Raw genomic sequence first — 19561 nt, forward strand, 5'->3', positions numbered from 1 at the left:
TATGGCCGCCCGCCGCAGTGCCGATCCCGCGAAGACACGCGCTGCCGTGTCCGTGGTCGTCGACTGGTTGCGCGACGACAGTCTGCCCGCGCCGGAGCGGGCGGAACTCGGAGATGCGGTGCGGCTCACCGCCCGTACGCTCGCTGCGATCGCACCGGGGTCCAGCGTCGAGGTTCGAATACCGCCATTTGTTGCGGTGCAATGCATTTCGGGCCCCGAGCACCGTCGCGGCAATCCACCCAACGTGGTGGAGGCCGATCCGCGAACCTGGCTGCTGCTGGCCACCGGCCTGCTGGCGGTCGCGGACGCCGCATCGAGCGGCATGCTGCAGCTGTCGGGCAATAGGGCAGCAGAGATCGCCGACTGGTTGCCCCTGGTTCGCCTGGCCGAATAGGAGGGCTGGCCGGGGGAATTGAGACGCCGGTTACGACTGTTGCCAACTGTGCGAGCGACATCACCGCTCGATTCCGTGATTAACCCGTGATGGCCGTAGACTGAACGCGTCACCCACCGCCCCTTTGGAGCAGCCCTATCGTGACCGTCGAGCAGACCGACCCCACCGATGCTCTTCGCCCAAGCGGCTCATCGGATGAACCTAGAGAAGAGTGCGGCGTATTCGGGGTCTGGGCCCCGGGCGAAGATGTGGCCAAGCTCACGTATTACGGCTTGTATGCGCTACAACACCGCGGGCAGGAAGCCGCAGGCATCGCCGTCGCCGACGGCTCACAGGTTCTGGTGTTCAAGGATCTGGGCCTGGTCAGTCAGGTGTTCGACGAGCAGACGCTCGCCGCGATGGAGGGCCACGTCGCGATCGGCCACTGCCGATATTCCACCACCGGTTCGACCACGTGGGAGAACGCCCAGCCGGTGTTCCGCAACACCGCCGCGGGCACCGGCGTCGCGCTCGGCCACAACGGCAATCTCGTCAACGCCACCGACCTCGCCACCCGCGCCCGTGAGGCGGGGCTGCTCGGCACGCGCGGCGCACCCAACGCGACTACCGACTCCGACATTCTGGGCGCGCTGCTCGCGCACGGCGCCGCCGATGCCACGCTGGAGCAGGCCGCGCTGGAGCTTCTGCCGACCGTGCGCGGCGCGTTCTGTGTGACGTTCATGGACGAGAACACCTTGTATGCGGCCCGCGACCCCCACGGCGTGCGGCCGTTGTCGTTGGGGCGTCTGGACCGCGGCTGGGTGGTGGCGTCGGAGACCGCTGCCCTCGACATCGTCGGCGCCTCGTTCGTCCGCGATATCGAACCGGGTGAGCTGCTGGCAATCGACGCCGATGGCGTGCGCTCGACCCGGTTCGCCAATCCCAATCCCAAGGGCTGTGTCTTCGAATACGTGTACCTGGCCCGCCCGGACAGCACCATCGCCGGCCGGTCCGTGCACAAGGCCCGCGTCGACATCGGCCGCAGGCTGGCCCAGGAGAAACCTGTCGAAGCGGACCTCGTGATCGGGGTGCCGGAGTCCGGCACCCCCGCGGCTGTCGGCTACGCACAGGAGTCCGGCATCGCCTACGGGCAGGGCCTGACGAAGAACGCCTACGTGGGACGGACCTTCATTCAGCCGTCACAGACCATCCGCCAGTTGGGCATTCGGCTCAAACTCAACCCGCTCAAAGAGGTCATCCGGGGCAAGCGGCTCATCGTCGTCGACGACTCGATCGTGCGCGGCAACACCCAGCGGGCGCTGGTTCGGATGCTGCGCGAGGCCGGTGCCGTCGAGGTGCACGTACGGATCGCCTCGCCGCCGGTGAAGTGGCCGTGTTTCTACGGCATCGATTTCGCCACGCCGGCCGAGCTGATCGCCAACGCGGTCGAGAACGAAGACGAAATGCTCGAAGCCGTCCGGCACGCCATCGGCGCCGACACGCTGGGCTACATCAGCCAGCAGGGCATGATCGCGGCAACCGAACAACCCGCCTCGCGGTTGTGCACCGCCTGCTTCGACGGTAAGTATCCGATCGAGTTGCCGGGCGAAACGGCCTTGGGCAAGAACGTCATTGAGCACATGCTGGCCACCGCTGCGCGCACCGGCGTTCCGGTTCAGTCCGACAACGACAACGTCTCGGCGCTACGCCGGCCTTAGGGCCCGCAGCCGGGGTCAGGTATGTCCACCGACAGTGGGGCGCCTGCCGGCTGGATGTAATCCACCCACAGCTTCACCGGTATAGGGCCCAGGTTGCGGCCGTTGTGCACGTGATCCGGCCCGCTGTCCTCGGTGACCGCGGCCCCGGTGTCCGAAACGATGTTCGTGCAGTCCGCCATGGTGCGGGTGAGGGTGCCTTCCCGGACGACGCCGAATACGCGGCCGTCGTGGTAGTGCCAGCCGGTGCTGCCGCCGGGCTGGATGGTGATCTCTCGGGTGATGTAGTCGATTCCGTTGACCGTGGCCTGCGAGATGGTGACCGCCTCGACGCCAACCTGTTGGGTGGCGAACGCCGTCGCAGACCCATAGATCGACAGCGGCACGGTAGCCGTGACGGCGAGCGCAAACCAGCGAACTGTTTTCATGGTCGGACACATTCTCACACCGCGGGCGCTCGTGCTGCGGATCGCCGCGCCAAATAGCGGTTACCCAGCCACGGCCAACGACGGTAGCCTTGCTCTCGATGACCGATCGCGCCGAACAACACGGCATCTCCTACGCGTCGGCCGGGGTCGATATCGAAGCCGGTGACCGCGCTGTCGAACTTCTAAAACCGCTGGCCAAAAAGGCCACCAGGCCCGAGGTGCTGGGCGGACTCGGCGGGTTCGCCGGGTTGTTCGCGCTGCGGGGCGGCTATCGCGAGCCACTGCTGGCCTCGTCGACGGACGGCGTGGGCACCAAACTGGCGGTGGCCCAGGCCATGGACAAACACGACACGGTCGGCATCGATCTGGTCGCAATGGTCGTCGACGACTTGGTGGTCTGCGGTGCCGAGCCGCTGTTCCTGCAGGACTACATCGCCATCGGCCGCACGGTGCCCGAACGGGTCAGCGAACTGGTCGACGGCATCGCCAACGGCTGTGTGATGGCCGGGTGCGCGCTGCTGGGCGGCGAGATCGCCGAACACCCCGGCCTGATGGCGCCGGATCACTATGACATCTCTGCCACCGGCGTCGGCGTGGTGGAGGCCGACGACGTGCTCGGACCGGACAGGGTCAAGCCGGGTGACGTCATCATCGCGATGGCTGCGACCGGACTGCATTCCAACGGCTACTCGCTGGCGCGCAAGGTGCTGCTGGAGATCGACCGAATGAACCTGGCCGGCCACGTCGAGGAGTTCGGCCGCACACTCGGCGAAGAGTTGCTCGAGCCCACCCGGATCTACGCCAAGGACTGCCTGGCGCTGGCAGCCGAGACTCAGGTCCGCACCTTCTGCCACGTCACCGGCGGCGGGTTGGCCGGCAACCTCGAGCGCGTGGTCCCACACGGCCTGCTCGCCGAAATCGACCGTGGCACTTGGACTCCCGCGCCGGTGTTCGGGATGATCGCGCAGCGCGGCCGGGTCGAGCGGGCCGAGATGGAGAAGACGTTCAACATGGGCGTCGGCATGGTGGCCGTCGTCGCACCCGAGGACACCGACCGCGCGCTAGCAGTGCTGACGGCGCGGCACCTGGACTGCTGGACCCTGGGCACCATCAAGAAGGGCGGCAAGGACGGTCCGCGTGCCGAACTCGTGGGCCAGCACCCGCGTTTCTAGAAAATTGCCGCCAGGCGCCAGGCGCCCAGCATCACGTCCGGACTAGCGCCGCCAGTCGCTCTCGTCCACCCACTCATCCTCGGCGACGTCGATGTCGTTCGGCTCAGGAGCGCCCGACAGCTCTTGCTGAAGCCGCTCGAAATCGGTCTGCGGTGAGCTGTATTTCAGCTCACGAGCAACCTTGGTCTGCTTTGCCTTCGCCCGGCCGCGGCCCATGGGGGGACCCCCTCGCGCAATAACGGAGCGGCCCAATTAGAAGGCGGCTCCGATCTGTGTGTGTTTATTGTCCTGCCAACACTTTACCGTGCCCGGCTTCTGTGCGCTGCCAGGCCCGTCCGGCGGGGCTGGGCCCACGCCGAAGGCAGGGGAGAGCGCAGCGACCCGGGGTCGACGTGAGCCTTAACGCGTTCGGCCGCGCAGCTGTTCCACCGCCAGCCGACCGGCACCGACGACATCGGCAGTTGGCATCGAGTCGGCATCGATAACCGCCGCGACCTCGCTTTCGCCGCCGGTGGTCAGGGCCGTATCCGCGGGCAGGCCGCGTTTGAGCAGCGCGAGCGCGATGGGGCCTTCATCGACGTGGTCGACGACGGTGCCCAGCCGGCCCACGGTGCGTCCGCCGGCCAGCACGGTATCGCCGGTAGCGGGCCGGTCCGTCGAGCCGTCGAGGTGCAAAAGCACCAGCATCCGGGGCGGTTTGCCCAGGTTATGCACCCGCGCAACGGTTTCCTGGCCGCGGTAGCAGCCCTTGTCCAGATGTACGGCCGTATCGATCCAGCCCACCTCGTGCGGGATGGTGCGCTCGTCGGTGTCGACGCCGAGTCTCGGTCGGAGTGCGGCCACCCGATGTGCTTCGTACGCCCAGACACCTGCGGGCCGCACTCCCGCCTCGACGAGTCGCCGACGCCAGTCGGCGGCTTGATCACGCGGTACGACGACGTCGAGTTCGATGCCCTGACCTGGCATGCGGCGGACGAAACCACCGTCAGGCAGGGCGACGGCCGTCGATTCGGCCGGTAGCGAATCCAGACCCAGCGTGTCGAGCACGCGCGTGTCGGAGAGCCGGGGTCCCAGCAGTGACAACACCGCAAGATCGGCGGGCTCGACGACCACGTCGGCCCAGAACACCATCTTGCGCAGATAGGCCAGCAGCGGCTCCCCACGCCACGGCTCGGTGTCGAGGACCGTGACGCTGTCGAGCTCGGTCTGGATCCAGTGATCTTCGACACGGCCCTGCCCGTCGAGGCTCAGATTCTGGGTGACCGTGCCGTCGGGCAGCTCGCTCACATGCTGGGACGAGAGGCTGTGCAGCCACGTCTTGCGGTCGTTGCCGGTCAACGCGATCGCGGCGCGGTGCGAACGATCGACCACGACGGCCGCGTCGGCCGCCGCGCGCTGTTCGCCCAGTGGGTCGCCGTAGTGCCAGACGGCGCCAGCGTCGGGACTCGTGTCGGGCGCGGGAACTGCTGACATATCTCTAACTCTACGGAGCTACGCTACTTGGCCATGGCGAGCCAACCCGGCGTTGTGGTGACGCTCGACGGCGAACTGCACGACCCGTCGGCGCCGCTGCTCTTCGCCGATGACTTGGCCGCGGTGCGTGGTGACGGCATCTTCGAGACGATGTTGGTCCGCGATGGCAGGCCATGTCTCCTGGAGTCGCACCTGGCGCGGCTCACCCAGTCCGCGCGCATGACCGATCTCCCGGCTCCGGACCTTCCGCGGTGGCGCGCGGCCGTCGCCGCGGGCGTAGAGCGCTGGTGCAGCGACGGCGGCGCCGAGGGGGTGCTTCGGCTGGTGTACAGCCGCGGTCGCGAAAGTGGCCCTCCGCCGACCGCTTTCGCGACGATCGGAGAGCTGCCGGCTCGGGTGGCCGACGCCCGTCTCAAGGGCGTGGCGGCGTTGACACTCGACCGTGGATTACCTGCCGACGGCGCCGCGGACATGCCGTGGCTGCTGGCGGGCGCGAAGACACTGTCCTACGCGGTGAACATGGCTGCGCTGCGGCACGCCGAACGCCACGGCGCGGGCGACGTCATCTTCGTCAGCCCCGATGGCTATGTGTTGGAGGGGCCGCGCTCGACGGTCGTGATAGCCACGGAGTCAGAGAACGGGGCCGGAAATTCCGCATTATTCACCCCGCCGCCGTGGTATCCGATCCTACGGGGCACGACGCAGCAGGCGCTTTTCGAGGTGGCCCGCAACAAGGGCTACGACTGCGACTACCGCGCCCTGCGACCCGCCGATCTCTTTGCTGCACAAGGAGTTTGGCTGGTCTCGAGCATCACACTCGGAGCGCGCGTGCACACCCTCGATGACAAATTGCTTCGGCCTGCGCCGTTGGCAGGCGAATTCGCCGAACTCGTCGACGCCGCGATCCTGAGTGATCGCTGACAGCACACGTAAATCGCTTGTCGCTGGCCATATCCGCCGGTACGGTCGTTCGTACACAGGGAAGGAGGTGGTCCGACAAATTGATTGACTTATGGACATGTGAGGTGGCTGCGAGCTAGCAGCGCCAGGGGAGTCACCCGCGCGCGCTGGCGAATTCCCCGCAGTCACCCGGCCCCCGAGCCTTCGGTCTGTCCAACCAGGAACATCGGCTCGGGGGCCGCCCCATGTCTTGGCCTAGTTCTGTGGCGGCGCGGGCACGCCGTTATCGGCGCCAAAGAGGTGCCGACTATCAGCAAGCTGGGCGGTGCTTATGGAGGTTCGCTGTGCCGGTGCTGGCGCGAGTTAGCCACGTGCGCAATGATGCGGGCCATGCGCAATGTGTGGAAGTTCGCCACGATGATGGCTACGACCACAGCGGTGGCAATCACCGCCTGCGCGCCGATCTCCGACAAGACCGCGACGGCCACTTCCGAAGTCTGCTCGAAGGACGCGCTGGCCACGTTGTACTCGGGCATCTTCACCTTCGGCACCGACCAGCCCGTTTACCCGCCCTGGTACATGGGTGACAATCCCGGCAGCGGCGAAGGCTTCGAAGCTGCGCTCGCGTATGCCGTCGCGGGCAAGATGAACTACACCCGAGACGACGTTCGCTGGGTGCGCGTGCCATTCAACGCGGCGCTCGCACCCGGCCCAAAGTCTTTCGACGCCAACCTTTCTGAGTTTTCGATCACCGATCAGCGCAAGGCCGCTGTCGACTTCTCCTCGCCCTACCTGGACGTGACGCAGGCCGTGGTCACGGTCAAGTCATCACCCGCGGCGGGCGTCAAGACCCTCGACGGGCTGAGGGCGCTGCGGCTCGGCGTACAAGTCGGCACCACGAGTTATACGGCCGCCACGTCCGTGGACGGCAGCAAGCCGGTCGAGGTCTACAACACCAACGGCGACGCGAAGATGGCGCTGACCAACGGCGAGATCGACGCGTTGGTGGCTGACCTGCCGACCGCGTTCGCTGTCGCCAACGAGCTGCGCAACGGGCTCATGGTCGGTCAATTGCCCAACGAGTCGGGCGATGTCGAGCAGTTCGGCGTCGTCCTCGACAAGAACAGCTCGCTGACGCGGTGCGTGTCATGGGCCGTCGACGCACTGCGCCAGGACGGAACACTGGCCCACCTGCAGCACGAGTGGTTGGCCGGCGCCGGCAAGGCGCCGATACTGGCTTAGCTCGACGGCCCCGGTGCCAGCGATGAGCAGGCCTGCATGGCCTGATGCCAGGTCCCCGCGTCGACTCCGGGCGGTGGCGCGACCGCGGGTCCAGGCGCGGCGGGCACACCGTGCTCACTCAGGCAATGCGCAAGGGCGCCATGACCGGTCGGAGCGACGGAGGTCGACGACTGCTGCGGCGCCGGTGTGGGCGACGAGCACGCGCCGAGGACGGCCGCCGCGGCGATGCCCGCGGCCACCCGTATCGCCCGCACTAGCCGACGAACCTCGACAGCCGCGCAGACAGGTGCGGCACCAGCCCGCCGTCGGCGTCGACCCGCTCCTCGACGTAGGCCAGATCGCCGCCCTCGACAATGCCGTAGAGGCGCTTGGCCCCGCCGACCAGCATTCCGGACTTGCTCCGCGCCAACGCATCGGTGACGAGCTCCCACGACGACTGAGTGAGGGGCCGGCCGTAGAACAGCTCGATGTAGCCCGCGGAGTGCGCCAGCAGCAGTTCGATCGACTGCGATTCAGCGGGATCGGCGGGATCGTTCACGAAGCGCCAGAAGCCGGATTCACGCAGCGTCGCCTCGTCGTACTCACCCGTTTCCGTCAGCCGCCAACTGCGCGCCTCCCAGATCAGGTAGTCGCCGCCGTCGTGTGAGACGACGATCTGCTGGCCGAACCGGTAGTCGCCGTGCGGTCCGCGGCCCTCGCCCTCGCCGCGCCACACACCGACCAGGGGAAGCAGCGCCAGCAGCGCGTCGTTGAGGTTCGCGCCTTCACGCAGATTGGCGGTATCGGCAGGCAGCGGCAGGTCGGAGAAGACCGGGATGTTGCGCGCCGCCGTCGTTTTAGCTCGTTCGGCCGCCGCGGCTACCGCCTCGTCACCCGAGGTCACGACTCGTCGGTCATGAGGCGATACAGCGCGTACAGCGCGAACCACGTGATGAGCACGACAGCCGCGACGAGCATGATCTCGAAGAACAGCACCACGCTGATCAGTCTAATTTGGTGACGGCGATCACGGCTGCCCGGGTGACCCCGGCGAGGCGTCGGTGCTCGCCGGGGATCGTGCCGTCAGGCGACCTTGACGTCGACTTCGTGGATGCCCGCGCCCGACGGGGCGACGCTGGCGTCGCCATTGCCCGCGGGGGACAGCGCGCGAAGCGTCCAGGTGCCCGGTGCCGCGAAGAACCGGAAGTCACCGGTTGCCGACGCGACGACCTCGGCGGTGAACTCGTCAGAGGCGTCCAGCAGGCGCACGAACGCCCCGCCGACCGCCTGACCCGAGCCGTCGACAACCCGGCCGGTGATCACCGTTTCCTTCTCGAGGTCGACGCTGGCGGGCAACGTCAGGCCTTGCTTCGGTGCAGAGCACATATCAACTTCCCAACTCGATCGGGACTCCCACCAGGGAGCCGTATTCGGTCCAACTTCCGTCATAGTTCTTGACGTTCTTGTGTCCCAACAGTTCCTGCAGCACGAACCAGGTGTGCGACGAGCGCTCACCGATCCGGCAGTACGCGATGGTTTCCTTCTGCCCATCCAGCCCCGCCTCGGCGTAGAGCTTGGCCAGGTCCTCGTCGGACTTGAAGGTCCCGTCCTCGTTGGCAGCCTTGCTCCAGGGAACGTTGATCGCGCTGGGGATATGCCCTGCACGCTGGCTCTGCTCCTGCGGCAGATGCGCGGGCGCGAGGATCTTGCCCGAGAACTCGTCGGGGGAGCGCACGTCGACCAGGTTCTTGGCGCTGATCGCCGCGATGACCTCGTCGCGGAACGCCCGGATGCTGTTGTCCGGGTCCTTGGCGGTGTAGCTGGTCTCCGGCCGCTTGACCGCGTCGGTGGACAGCGGGCGCCCGTCGAGCTCCCACTTCTTGCGACCGCCGTCGAGCAGCTTGACCTTGTCGTGCCCGTACAGCTTGAAATACCAGTACGCGTATGCGGCGAACCAGTTGTTGTTGCCGCCGTAGAGGATCACGGTGTCGTCATTGGAGATACCGCGATCGCTGAGCAGCTTGGAGAACTGCTGGGCGTCGACGAAGTCGCGCTTGACCTGGTCCTGCAGGTCGGCCTTCCAATCGAGCTTGATGGCGCCCTCGATGTGGCCGCCGTCGTAGGCGCTGGTGTCCTCGTCGACCTCGACGAAGACAGTGTTCGGCGCGGTGAGATTGCTCTCGGCCCAGTCTGTGCTGACCAGGACGTCGGAGCGTGCCATGGACGAAATCCTTTCGGTTGCTTACTATTTGAGCGTTTATGCGGGGGACGGTGCACGGCGAAACCGCGCGACGAGCGGATAGATCTGGCAGCCAAGGCAGATGCCGAAGGCCGCGTTGAGAAATGCCGCCACAAGCGCAAAGCCTGTCGCGATCAAGCCGAGAAGTGATACGCCCGTGGCGAACCCGGCGGTGCCCACGACGGCGAACACGAAGCCGACGAGCTGGGCGAATTTCAGCGGCGGAACCGGTTCACGCTCGGTGACCGGGCTCAGCCGCGGCGCGATCAACTTGGCGAACACCTGGCCGTACGGGTGACTGCGCGGGCCGAACGCCGCACCGATTGCGAATACCACGGCCTGCGCGCCGAGGATCTCCGCCGCTGCGATCGGGCTGACAGCCGAAACCGCCAATGTCAGCACCAGCACGGCCGTCGTCACCCAGGCGGTGAACCTGGGGCCACGAACGTCCACCTGGGCGGTATTGGTGTTTGTCGACATACAGTCACACTCCTGTTGTGTTGGAAGGGCTGGTTGAGAGCAGGCCGGTACGGCTGCTCCGAGCGAGCGCGCTTAGACCGCGCGGCTGCGCTCAGCAGCTACAACAACAACAGCAAGAACCCGCGACGCGGCACAGATCGACTGCGCGGCGCTTGGTGAGCATTGGCTCGAGGCGGGACACGCCCGACAGCTTACCCAATGACAGGCCGTTCAAGCCAACAGCCGTTCGACCGCTGATCGCAGGTCAGCGGCCTTCGGCACGCCCGTCGTGCGATACCGCGGCCGTCCGTCAGCGTCGAAAATCAACGTCGTCGGCAGCGACATCACCGAAAGCCGTCGGGCTGCTTCGGGATTGGCGTCCATGTCGATCTCGATATGGGCAACGCCGCCAAGCTCGTCGCACACCTGCTCCACCACTTTCCGCACGGCAGCGCACGGCCCGCACCACACCGCACTGAAGTGCACGACGGTCGGTCCGGTTGACGACAAGCCCAGGTCGGAGGTGTCGACGTTGCTTGCTTCGGTGGCGGCTCTGAGCATCCCGGCTCGCAGCGTGAGTAGCCGGCCGATCACCAAGGCCACGCCGAACGCCGCGATCAGTACCGCGACGACGAGGACCCATGAAGAGTTCACGACAACCTGAACCGATCGAGCGCGACGGTTAGTCCCTCGGTGATGCCTTCGATGATGATGTCGGAGCCGCGCGCCCCCTCGCTGGTCGGCCGCACGCCGAACGGCAGCTTCTGGCCCGGCAGGCTGGTCGAAAAGGCGGCGAGCACCGCGGGCAGCTTGTCGTCGGGAACCTCCTGGTCAGCGGTGCCCGCTCCGGTCAGCACGCCCGTGGCGGTGAGGATCAGCGTGGTCTGATCCGGCCCGGCGATCGACAGGTCGACGGCAATGCTGACCTTCTTGTCGTAATCGGCTTTGCGCGGGGTCCCGGTGAAGACCAGCCCGCGATTGCTGGAGATGCCCGACTCCGTGGTTCCGCCGGTGGAATCGTTGGTCTCGCGCGACGGCGCCTCCACCAGAAGATCCGGAATTCCCATGAACCGGCCCACATGCGTGGAGTCGATGATGATGCGGCTTTCCACCTTGCTGACGGGCAGCCTGGCGTCCGGCCCGATCAGCCAGGAGGTATCAGTGAGGTCGACCGAATGCAGGGTCGCCTCAAGGCCGACCTTGCCGACGACGGGGTGATCAACGCCACTGGTCTTGATCTCGATCTCGTTGTAATGGTGGCGCAGAGCCTGCGTGGTGAATGGAAACCCGAGGATGCTGACCCACGGGTCGAAGGGCAGGCTTGCCGCGGTACGCATGCTCCTGGCCAGCCGGTATTCGGCGTAGATAGCCGCGCCGAAGTCGGCAGCGACGGCGGCCACCACGACCGTCGTCACGGTCGCGATCACCCCGATCAGCAGCTTTCGCACCCGCACATTCTGGCCCACGGCCGACGCTTCCCCCGCTCGGCGCGGCTAACGAGCAGGTAGCGCGCTATCGTTATGTGACTGTCGGCCGGGTAACGGCCATGTGTCAGGCATGAATCTGGGAAGTCACCACCGACATCGTTGTCCAGGCGAGGTCCCTATGGCTGTTGGAGGGCCAGTTGGATCTATTGCTACTGACCGTCGACCCACATCCGGAATCGGTGCTGCCCTCGTTGTCGCTGCTTGCCCATAACGTGCGAACGGCGCCGACCGAGGTTTCCTCTCTATTGGAGGCCGGCACAGCGGATGTGGCGATCGTCGACGCGCGCACTGATCTGGCCGCCGCACGCGGTCTCTGTCGACTGCTGGGCACGACCGGGACATCGGTGCCCGTGGTGGCCGTCGTCAACGAAGGCGGCCTGGTGGCCGTCAACGTCGAGTGGGGACTCGATGAAATTCTGTTGCCGAGCACCGGGCCGGCCGAGATCGACGCCCGGCTGCGGCTACTGGTAGGCCGTCGCGGTGGCGTGGCCAATCAGGAGAACGTCGGCAAGATCAGCCTGGGTGAGCTCGTCATCGACGAAGGCACCTACACCGCGCGGCTGCGTGGACGCCCGCTCGACCTGACTTATAAGGAATTCGAACTCCTGAAGTATCTGGCCCAGCATGCGGGGCGGGTGTTCACCCGCGCGCAGTTGCTGCAGGAGGTGTGGGGTTACGACTTCTTCGGCGGCACCCGCACCGTCGATGTGCATGTGCGTCGCCTGCGCGCCAAGCTCGGCCCCGAGTACGAATCGCTGATCGGCACGGTCCGCAACGTCGGCTACAAGGCGGTTCGGCCCGCGCGTGGCCGGCCGCCGGCACCGGGCGCCGATATGTCCGACGACTTGGTCGACGACGCAGGCGGCTACGACGCGCCCGACAGCCTGTCCGACGCGCTGGTTGACCCGCTGCGCAGTCAGTGACCTCGATCGGCTGGCGCGCGGGCCTGTCCGATGACGAACAGGGCAAGATCCGCGAGCTGATCGCTGCGGCGAAACAAGCGGACAGCGTCGCGCCCGTGGGGGATCAGGTGCTGCGAGAGCTCGCGCATGACCGCACCCGGCACCTGCTCGCCGTCGACGGGGACGATGTCAGCGGCTACTTGAACCTGACCGAGGCGCCCGCGATGGCTGAGCTCGTCGTGCATCCGGAGGCGCGGCGCCGCGGCATCGGATCGGCGATGGCCAGTACCGCGTTATCGGAGGGCGGGCACGACGCCCGGATCTGGGCGCACGGCAACCTCGAACCCGCGCGCGCGACGGCGGCTGCGCTGGGCCTGGTCGTGGTGCGTGAACTGTTGCAGATGCGGCGGCCGCTCACCGACCTTCCGGTGATCACGGTTCCCGACGGCGTACGCATCGACACCTACTCCGGTCCGGCCGACGACGCCGAGTTGTTGCGGGTCAACAACGCCGCGTTCGAGTGGCATCCCGAGCAGAGTGGTTGGACGGACGACGACATCGCTGAACGTCGCGGCGAGCCGTGGTTCGACCCTTCCGGATTGTTCATGGCCGTCGACGACCAGACCGGCAAGCTGCTGGGGTTTCACTGGACGAAGGTGCACTCCGGCAATCTGGGTGAGGTCTATATCGTCGGTGTTGATCCGGCCGCTCAGGGCCGCGGGCTGGGCGGGACGCTGACGCTGATCGGCCTGCATCATCTCGCTGAGCGGTTGTCGGAAAGTCATCAGCCGGCGGTGATTCTTTACGTCGAGGCGGATAACTCGGCGGCCGTAAAGACTTACCAGAGACTGGGTTTCGAGATCTCATCCGTCGACGCGGCCTACTCGGCCAGGGTTGCGGATTAGAGCTGTTCACCTTCGCGCGCACCGGTCGTGAGTAGAAAGCAACCGGTGACCCGCGACCACGTCGATTGCGCTATTTGCTCCCGCTCGAATTGCGGCGGCACGCCTCGGGCTTGCGGTTCATCCTGCGTTCATCTTCGGGCCGTTGTGGGTTCACTGTGAACTTCTAGGTTCTGAGCGAGCAGCTACCCGATCTGCTCGGCGGAACGTGATTCCGTCGCTCGGCCTGACCTGGTGGCGGCGACGCGCCGTTGCCCTGACACTTCAAAAGGAGCTACGTGAAGCTCAACCGAACTGGTGCCGCACTGAGCCTGATGGCCACCGGTGCCCTCCTGTTGTCGGCCTGTGGCAGCGACAACAACGCCTCGCCCAGCGGTTCGACCGCTTCGTCTGGCGCTTCGTCGGCGTCGAAGGCCGATTGCGGCGGCAAGAAGACGTTGAAGGCCAGCGGCTCCAGCGCGCAGGCCAACGCGATGACTCGCTTCGTCAACGCCTATGAGCAGGCATGCAATGGGTACACGCTGAACTACACCTCCAACGGTTCTGGTGCCGGCGTGAGCGAATTCGTCGGCAACCAAACCGACTTCGGTGGTTCCGACTCACCGCTGAACAAGGACAAGGGCGAATACGACAAGGCGAAGCAGCGCTGCGGTTCGGACGCATGGAACCTGCCGGTGGTGTTCGGTCCCATCGCCGTCACCTACAACGTGCCCGGCGTTACCTCGCTGGTGCTCGATGGCCCGACGGCCGCCAAGATCTTCAACGGCGCGATCACCACCTGGAACGATCCCGCCATCGCGGCGCTGAACAGCGGCGCCTCGCTGCCCGCTGACCCGATTCACGTTGTTTTCCGCAGCGATGAGTCCGGAACTACGGACAACTTCCAGAAGTACCTCGACGCCGCTTCCGACGGTGCCTGGGGCAAGGGAGCCGGCAAGGCCTTCGCTGGTGGTGTAGGTGAAGGTGCGAAGGGCAACGAGGGAACCTCGGCGGCCATCAAGAACACGCCGGGCGCCATCACCTACAACGAGTGGTCGTTCGCCAAGGCGCAGGGCCTGTCCACCGCCAAGATTGTCACCTCGGCCGGCCCGGACCCCGTCGACATCAGCACCGAGACCGTTGGAAAGACCATCGCCGGAGCGACGGTGAAGGGCCAGGGCAACGACCTGGTGCTGGACACCAAGACGTTCTACAAGCCCGCTACGGCCGGCTCGTATCCAATCGTGTTGGCGACCTACGAAATCGTGTGCTCGAAGTACTCGGACGCCGATACCGGCAAAGCGGTGAAGGCGTTCCTGCAGTCCACGATCGGCGCCGGTCAAGACGGGCTGGCCGACAACGGATACGTTCCGGTGCCGGCCGACTTCAAGACGAAGTTGTCCACCGCCATCAACGCCATCGCTTGATTCGAGTTCCCCATGGCCCTACATCCCGATGTGTCGGGCTCCCAGCGGGTGCCGCCAAGTGCGGCGGCACCCGCGACGGGGGAGACTTCGCTTATGCCTGACCAACTAGAGGTCAAGAAACCGCCCAGTGCCATCCGCGCGGGGAGCGGGAGGTTAGGGGACAAGTTATTCCACGCGATCGCCGTCGCGGCCGGGGCCACGATCGTCATCGCGATCGCATTGATCGCGATCTTCCTGCTGATCCGCGCCATACCGTCGCTGGCTGTTAACCACGCGAATTTCTTCACCAGTACGGAGTTCAACACCTCGGACGCCGCCAATCTGGCGTTCGGCATCCGTGATCTGTTCATGGTCACCGTGCTCACTTCGGTGTTCGCCCTCTTGCTGGCAGTTCCAGTGGCCATCGGCATCGCGCTGTTTCTCACCCACTACGCGCCGAAGCGGCTGTCGCGGCCGCTCAGCGTGATGGTGGATCTCCTCGCTGCGGTGCCGTCAATCATCTTCGGTCTGTGGGGCATCTTCGTACTCGCCCCGAAACTGCGACCGGTCGCGGAATTCCTCAACGAGAACCTGGGATGGCTGTTTCTCTTCAAGGAGGGGAACGTCTCACTCGCCGGCGGCGGAACCATCTTCACCGCCGGAATCGTGCTCGCCGCGATGATCCTTCCGATCATCACGTCGGTCACTCGGGAAGTGTTCCGGCAGACTCCGCTCGCACACATCGAGGCAGCGCAAGCGCTCGGCGCCACGAAGTGGGAAGTGGTCAGGATGACGGTGCTGCCTTATGGCCGCAGCGGTATCGTCGCGGCCTCGATGCTGGGATTGGGTCGCGCGCTCGGCGAGACGGTGGCTGTCCTGATCATTCTGCGTTCGGCCGCTCACCCGGGCCAGTGGTCGCTATTTGACGGTGGCTACACGTTTGCATCCAAAATCGCCTCCGCGGCAGCGGAATTCAGCGCACCGCTACCAACCGGCGCCTACATCGCGGCCGGATTCGTGTTGTTCGCATTGACGTTCATCGTCAATGCAACCGCGCGCGCCATCGCCGGAGGAAGGGTTAACGGATGACGACCGCCGCATTGGACCAACCGGTCAAGGGGCCGACATTCCATCCCGTTGGCGTTGGTCGACGTATCAAGAACAACATCGCCACGACATTGTTCGTGTCGGCCTTCGGGGTCGCACTGGTCCCACTGATCTGGGTCCTGTACATCGTGATTCAGAAGGGCTGGCAGGGCGTAACCAAATCCGGATGGTGGACTCGGTCTCTGCAAGGCGTGCTACCCGAGCAGTTCACGGGCGGGATCTACCACGCGCTGTACGGGACACTGGTTCAGGCGGGCATCGCCGCAGTGCTCGCCGTCCCGCTCGGGTTGATGGCCGCCATTTACCTCGTGGAGTACGGCCGCGGTCCACTCGCGAAGGTGACCACATTCATGGTCGATGTGCTCGCCGGGGTGCCGTCCATCGTCGCGGCCTTGTTCATCTTCGCCCTCTGGATCGCTACGCTCGGGTTCCCGCAGAGCGCACTTGCGGTCTCCCTCGCACTGGTGTTGCTGATGCTGCCGGTGGTCGTCCGGTCTACCGAGGAAATGCTCAAGCTCGTACCCGACGAGCTACGAGAAGCCAGCTTCGCCTTGGGTATTCCGAAATGGAAGACGATTTCCCGCGTCGTGGTCCCGACCGCACTGCCCGGCATCATCAGCGGCATTCTGCTCTCCATCGCCCGCGTGATCGGCGAGACAGCGCCGGTGCTGGTCCTGGTCGGCTATGCCCGGTCGATCAATTTCGACGTGTTCGACGGCAACATGGCCTCGCTGCCACTGTTGATCTACACCGAACTGATCAACCCGCAACCCGCCGGACAGATGCGTGTCTGGGGCGCGGCCCTCACCCTCATCATCGTGGTGGGCATTCTCATGCTGCTTGCCGCGGTGGCAACGCGTCTCCTTACTCGTAAACGCTGATACCGACAGGACTCTGGCATGGCCAAACGCATTGACCTCAAAGACGTCAACATCTATTACGGCTCGTTTCACGCGGTGGGCGACGTAGCACTTGCCGTTCCACCGCGTAGCGTCACGGCCTTCATCGGGCCTTCGGGCTGTGGCAAGTCGACGGTGCTGCGTTCGCTGAACCGCATGCACGAGGTCACGCCCGGCGCCCGCGTCGAGGGCTCTGTCCTGCTCGACGGCGAAGACATCTACGGTTCCGGCGTGGACCCGGTGGGTGTGCGCAAGACCATCGGCATGGTGTTTCAACGGCCAAACCCCTTCCCCACCATGTCGATTCGCGACAACGTGGTCGCTGGACTGAAGTTGCAGGGAATACGCAGCGGCAAGGCCCTCGACGAGGTGGCCGAGCGCTCGTTGCGCGGTGCAAACCTGTGGAATGAGGTGAAGGACCGGCTGGACAAGCCCGGCGGGGGGCTGTCCGGTGGTCAGCAGCAGCGGCTGTGCATTGCCCGTGCGATCGCCGTACAGCCCGACGTGTTGCTGATGGACGAGCCGTGTTCGGCACTCGATCCGATCTCTACGCTGGCGATCGAGGACCTGATCGCCGAACTCAAATCGGACTACACCATAGTGATCGTCACGCACAACATGCAGCAGGCCGCGCGTGTCAGTGATCAGACCGCATTCTTCAACCTCGAGGCCACCGGCAAGCCTGGCCGGCTGGTCGAGATCGACGACACGGAAAAGATGTTCTCCAACCCCGGCCAGAAAGCCACGGAGGACTACATTTCCGGACGCTTCGGCTAGCCCCCGATCGATACACGGTTCTCACGGAGGGTACGGCGACAGCATAAGGGAAGGGCGGGCGGCGGGATTTGACCATCGAGGTGCGGCGCGCGGACACGGCAACGGGTCCAGACGAGCATCGCGCGGCAGGTCTGGCGGCGCGGCGCAGCTTGGTGCTTGCTGAAGGCGATTCGTCCGTTGCGTCCCAGTTGATGGACGCCGCCGCCCAGATCGCGATCGACACGACATGGTGCCGCGACGGAGCCGAAGCACTGCTGACCGTTGGTGCCGAGACGCCGGATGTGCTGGTCATCGGCGCCCACACCGATATTGTCGATGCCGCCACCATCACCGCGGCGGTGCGTAGCCGGTCAGATCTGCCTATTCTCGTCGGTGCGGCGCCGGGCGAAGACGATCTGGCGCAGCGGGCCTTGGCTGCCGGGGCGTCCGCGGTCATTGCACGGCCCTACGACATCACCGCTATCGCCCCGTTCGCGATCAGCGCCAATGGCGACGGCCGCGGTGAACCCGACGTGCTCACCGCCGGTCCTATCCACGTCGACCGCCGCGGGTACGAAACCCGGGTACACGGTCGCGACGTCCAACTCACGCAGCGAGAACTCGAGCTTCTGGCATTTCTCATCGAGCAACGCGGCAAGGTCGCGAGCCGAGAAGAGATCAGCCGCGCGGTATGGGGCCGGCCGGCGGAGACGAATACCGTTGCCGTTCATGTGAAAAGGCTCCGCGAAAAGCTCGGAATCGACCCCGAGCATGGTGAGTTCATCCGGACCATTCGCGGTGTCGGCTACCGGCTCGCACCATCGGTCTGCGCCTGACACCTCGGCGCGGGCACACGGTGCTGACGCCGATCCTGCTCACCGGGCATACTGCTGTCGATGGCGAAGCGTTTGGAGATCAAAGACGTCAACATCTACTACGGCTCGTTCCATGCCGTGGCCGATGTCTCGCTCACGGTGCCTCCCCGCGGTGTGACTGCCTTCATCGGACCGTCGGGCTGCGGCAAGTCGACCTTGCTGCGCTCGCTGAACCGTATGCACGAGGTGGTCCCGGGTGCCCGCGTCGAGGGCTCCGTGCAGCTCGACGGCGAGGACATTTATGGTTCGCGGGTGGACCCGGTGGGCGTAAGGCGCACGATCGGCATGGTGTTCCAGCGGCCAAATCCGTTCCCCACCATGTCGATTCGTGACAACGTCGTAGCCGGTCTGAAACTGCAGGGTTTGCGTGGCCGCAAGACGTTGGACGAGGTCGCGGAGCGCTCGCTCAAGGGTGCGAACCTGTGGAATGAGGTCAGGGACCGGCTGGACAAGCCCGGTGGCAGCCTATCCGGCGGTCAGCAGCAACGACTCTGCATCGCGCGCGCGATCGCCGTTCAGCCGGATGTGTTGTTGATGGACGAGCCGTGCTCGGCGCTGGACCCGATCTCGACGTTGGCGATCGAGGATCTGATCGCCGAGCTCAAACAGGACTACACCATCGTGATCGTCACTCACAACATGCAGCAGGCCGCTCGCGTCAGCGATCAGACGGCGTTCTTCAACCTCGAGGCCACCGGCAAGCCGGGCCGCCTGATCGAGATCGACGACACTGAAAAGATCTTCTCCAATCCGACCGAGAAGGCCACCGAGGATTACATCTCCGGCCGCTTCGGCTGAGTTTTCCTGCGCGAGCAGACGCAAAGTGCCCTAAACGGTCGGCGTGTCGGGGACTTTTGCGTCTGTTCGCGCCAGTTAGGGAATAGTCGGCTCGCTGGTCCGGTCGTAACTCCCATGAGCAAAGCAGTGCAATTCGATCAGTACGGCGATGTTGACGTCCTTGCGGTGCGCGACGTCGAAAAGCCCGTGCCGGCCTCAGGCGAGGTGCTCGTCGTGGTCAAGGCAGTTGGAATCAATCCCGGTGAGGCCATGATTCGCCGCGGCGCGCTTCACGACCGGTGGCCGGCCACCTTCCCGTCCGGACAAGGCAGCGATCTGGCGGGCGTGGTCGCGGAGGTCGGCTCTGGCGTAGACGCATTCGCGGTTGGCGACGAGGTGCTCGGCTTCACCGACCAACGCACCAGCCAGGCCGAGTTCGTCACTGTGCCCGCCGATCAGCTCACCGCCAAACCCGACGCGGTGCCGTGGGA

25 protein-coding genes are annotated in these 19561 nt (G+C 65.6%); 14 read left to right on the plus strand and 11 right to left on the minus strand.

What is annotated here, in order from left to right; genetic code table 11:
- Position 1 precedes the first annotated feature (1 nt).
- Both VJV41_RS16670 and purF read left to right on the plus strand, forming a co-directional pair.
- A complete protein-coding gene (locus VJV41_RS16670) occupies positions 2-394 on the plus strand; it encodes a sterol carrier family protein (RefSeq protein WP_325335610.1) in 393 nt (130 codons plus the stop codon).
- A gap of 140 nt (positions 395-534) precedes the next feature.
- Positions 535-2091, plus strand: coding sequence for an amidophosphoribosyltransferase (gene purF / locus VJV41_RS16675; RefSeq protein WP_325335613.1), 1557 nt, complete (start codon positions 535-537; stop codon positions 2089-2091).
- On the opposite strand, the gene VJV41_RS16680 is transcribed toward purF, so the two are convergent.
- Positions 2088-2516 (minus strand): cupin domain-containing protein, encoded by a 429-nt coding sequence (locus VJV41_RS16680; protein WP_325335615.1) that lies wholly within the window; start codon positions 2514-2516, stop codon positions 2088-2090. The two genes, purF and VJV41_RS16680, sit on opposite strands and share 4 nt — an antisense overlap.
- 98 nt (positions 2517-2614) lie before the next feature.
- Here VJV41_RS16680 and purM point away from each other — a divergent pair, with 98 nt between their 5' ends.
- Entirely contained in the window at positions 2615-3688 is a 1074-nt protein-coding gene (gene purM, locus VJV41_RS16685) for a phosphoribosylformylglycinamidine cyclo-ligase (protein ID WP_325335617.1), read from the plus strand.
- A 42-nt stretch (positions 3689-3730) separates the two neighbouring features.
- On the opposite strand, the gene VJV41_RS16690 is transcribed toward purM, so the two are convergent.
- Both VJV41_RS16690 and VJV41_RS16695 read right to left on the minus strand, forming a co-directional pair.
- A complete protein-coding gene (locus tag VJV41_RS16690) occupies positions 3731-3904 on the minus strand; it encodes a DUF3073 domain-containing protein (RefSeq protein WP_325335619.1) in 174 nt (57 codons plus the stop codon).
- 183 nt (positions 3905-4087) lie between these two features.
- Positions 4088-5161 carry a folate-binding protein YgfZ gene (locus tag VJV41_RS16695; protein ID WP_325335621.1) on the minus strand — a complete coding sequence of 358 codons (1074 nt, stop codon included), beginning with the start codon at positions 5159-5161 and terminating at the stop codon, positions 4088-4090.
- A gap of 33 nt (positions 5162-5194) precedes the next feature.
- Between VJV41_RS16695 and VJV41_RS16700 the strand changes: the two genes are divergently transcribed.
- Positions 5195-6082 (plus strand): aminodeoxychorismate lyase, encoded by an 888-nt coding sequence (locus VJV41_RS16700; RefSeq protein WP_325335623.1) that lies wholly within the window; start codon positions 5195-5197, stop codon positions 6080-6082.
- 369 nt (positions 6083-6451) lie between these two features.
- Positions 6452-7303, plus strand: a complete 852-nt coding sequence (locus VJV41_RS16705) for an ABC transporter substrate-binding protein (protein WP_325335625.1) — start codon at positions 6452-6454, stop codon at positions 7301-7303.
- Here the strand turns inward: VJV41_RS16705 and VJV41_RS16710 are convergent.
- The 8 genes from VJV41_RS16710 to lmeA form a co-directional block, all read right to left on the minus strand.
- Positions 7300-7557, minus strand: coding sequence for a hypothetical protein (locus VJV41_RS16710; protein ID WP_325335627.1), 258 nt, complete (start codon positions 7555-7557; stop codon positions 7300-7302). The genes VJV41_RS16705 and VJV41_RS16710 overlap by 4 nt on opposite strands.
- The gene (locus VJV41_RS16715) at positions 7557-8186 is read right to left on the minus strand and encodes an FABP family protein (protein ID WP_414684975.1); all 630 of its coding nucleotides are present in this window, start codon (positions 8184-8186) and stop codon (positions 7557-7559) included. The genes VJV41_RS16710 and VJV41_RS16715 overlap by 1 nt, the downstream gene beginning before the upstream one ends.
- Positions 8187-8365: 179 nt before the next feature.
- Positions 8366-8668: a DUF1416 domain-containing protein gene (locus VJV41_RS16720; protein ID WP_015309369.1), complete on the minus strand. Its 303-nt coding sequence runs from the start codon at positions 8666-8668 to the stop codon at positions 8366-8368.
- Between the two features lies 1 nt (position 8669).
- Positions 8670-9503: a sulfurtransferase gene (locus VJV41_RS16725; protein WP_325335632.1), complete on the minus strand. Its 834-nt coding sequence runs from the start codon at positions 9501-9503 to the stop codon at positions 8670-8672.
- A gap of 36 nt (positions 9504-9539) precedes the next feature.
- The gene (locus VJV41_RS16730) at positions 9540-10001 is read right to left on the minus strand and encodes a DUF4395 domain-containing protein (RefSeq protein WP_325335634.1); all 462 of its coding nucleotides are present in this window, start codon (positions 9999-10001) and stop codon (positions 9540-9542) included.
- Between the two features lie 91 nt (positions 10002-10092).
- The gene (locus tag VJV41_RS28995; protein ID WP_414684976.1) at positions 10093-10182 is read right to left on the minus strand and encodes an Ms5788A family Cys-rich leader peptide; all 90 of its coding nucleotides are present in this window, start codon (positions 10180-10182) and stop codon (positions 10093-10095) included.
- 29 nt (positions 10183-10211) lie between these two features.
- Entirely contained in the window at positions 10212-10634 is a 423-nt protein-coding gene (locus tag VJV41_RS16735; RefSeq protein WP_325335636.1) for a thioredoxin family protein, read from the minus strand.
- Positions 10631-11446, minus strand: coding sequence for a mannan chain length control protein LmeA (gene lmeA, locus VJV41_RS16740; protein WP_325335638.1), 816 nt, complete (start codon positions 11444-11446; stop codon positions 10631-10633). The genes VJV41_RS16735 and lmeA overlap by 4 nt, the downstream gene beginning before the upstream one ends.
- A 158-nt stretch (positions 11447-11604) precedes the next feature.
- Between lmeA and VJV41_RS16745 the strand changes: the two genes are divergently transcribed.
- The 9 genes from VJV41_RS16745 to VJV41_RS16785 form a co-directional block, all read left to right on the plus strand.
- Positions 11605-12390, plus strand: coding sequence for a response regulator transcription factor (locus VJV41_RS16745; protein WP_325335640.1), 786 nt, complete (start codon positions 11605-11607; stop codon positions 12388-12390).
- Positions 12387-13274, plus strand: a complete 888-nt coding sequence (mshD, locus tag VJV41_RS16750; protein ID WP_325335642.1) for a mycothiol synthase — start codon at positions 12387-12389, stop codon at positions 13272-13274. The genes VJV41_RS16745 and mshD overlap by 4 nt, the downstream gene beginning before the upstream one ends.
- 275 nt (positions 13275-13549) lie before the next feature.
- On the plus strand, positions 13550-14677 hold the full coding sequence (gene pstS, locus VJV41_RS16755; protein WP_325335644.1) for a phosphate ABC transporter substrate-binding protein PstS: 1128 nt from the start codon (positions 13550-13552) through the stop codon (positions 14675-14677).
- A gap of 93 nt (positions 14678-14770) precedes the next feature.
- The gene (gene pstC, locus VJV41_RS16760; RefSeq protein ID WP_325335646.1) at positions 14771-15745 is read left to right on the plus strand and encodes a phosphate ABC transporter permease subunit PstC; all 975 of its coding nucleotides are present in this window, start codon (positions 14771-14773) and stop codon (positions 15743-15745) included.
- Positions 15742-16644, plus strand: coding sequence for a phosphate ABC transporter permease PstA (gene pstA, locus VJV41_RS16765; RefSeq protein ID WP_325335648.1), 903 nt, complete (start codon positions 15742-15744; stop codon positions 16642-16644). Before pstC ends, pstA begins: the two co-directional genes overlap by 4 nt.
- An 18-nt stretch (positions 16645-16662) precedes the next feature.
- Positions 16663-17439, plus strand: a complete 777-nt coding sequence (pstB, locus tag VJV41_RS16770; protein WP_325335650.1) for a phosphate ABC transporter ATP-binding protein PstB — start codon at positions 16663-16665, stop codon at positions 17437-17439.
- A 68-nt stretch (positions 17440-17507) separates the two neighbouring features.
- The gene (locus VJV41_RS16775; protein ID WP_325335652.1) at positions 17508-18254 is read left to right on the plus strand and encodes a response regulator transcription factor; all 747 of its coding nucleotides are present in this window, start codon (positions 17508-17510) and stop codon (positions 18252-18254) included.
- A 60-nt stretch (positions 18255-18314) separates the two neighbouring features.
- On the plus strand, positions 18315-19091 hold the full coding sequence (gene pstB / locus VJV41_RS16780; protein ID WP_325335654.1) for a phosphate ABC transporter ATP-binding protein PstB: 777 nt from the start codon (positions 18315-18317) through the stop codon (positions 19089-19091).
- A gap of 114 nt (positions 19092-19205) precedes the next feature.
- Positions 19206-19561: alcohol dehydrogenase catalytic domain-containing protein (locus VJV41_RS16785; protein ID WP_325335656.1), on the plus strand; the 356-nt coding region annotated here is incomplete at its 3' end.

Source organism: Mycobacterium sp. (genome assembly GCF_035274705.1).
GTDB lineage: Bacteria > Actinomycetota > Actinomycetes > Mycobacteriales > Mycobacteriaceae > Mycobacterium.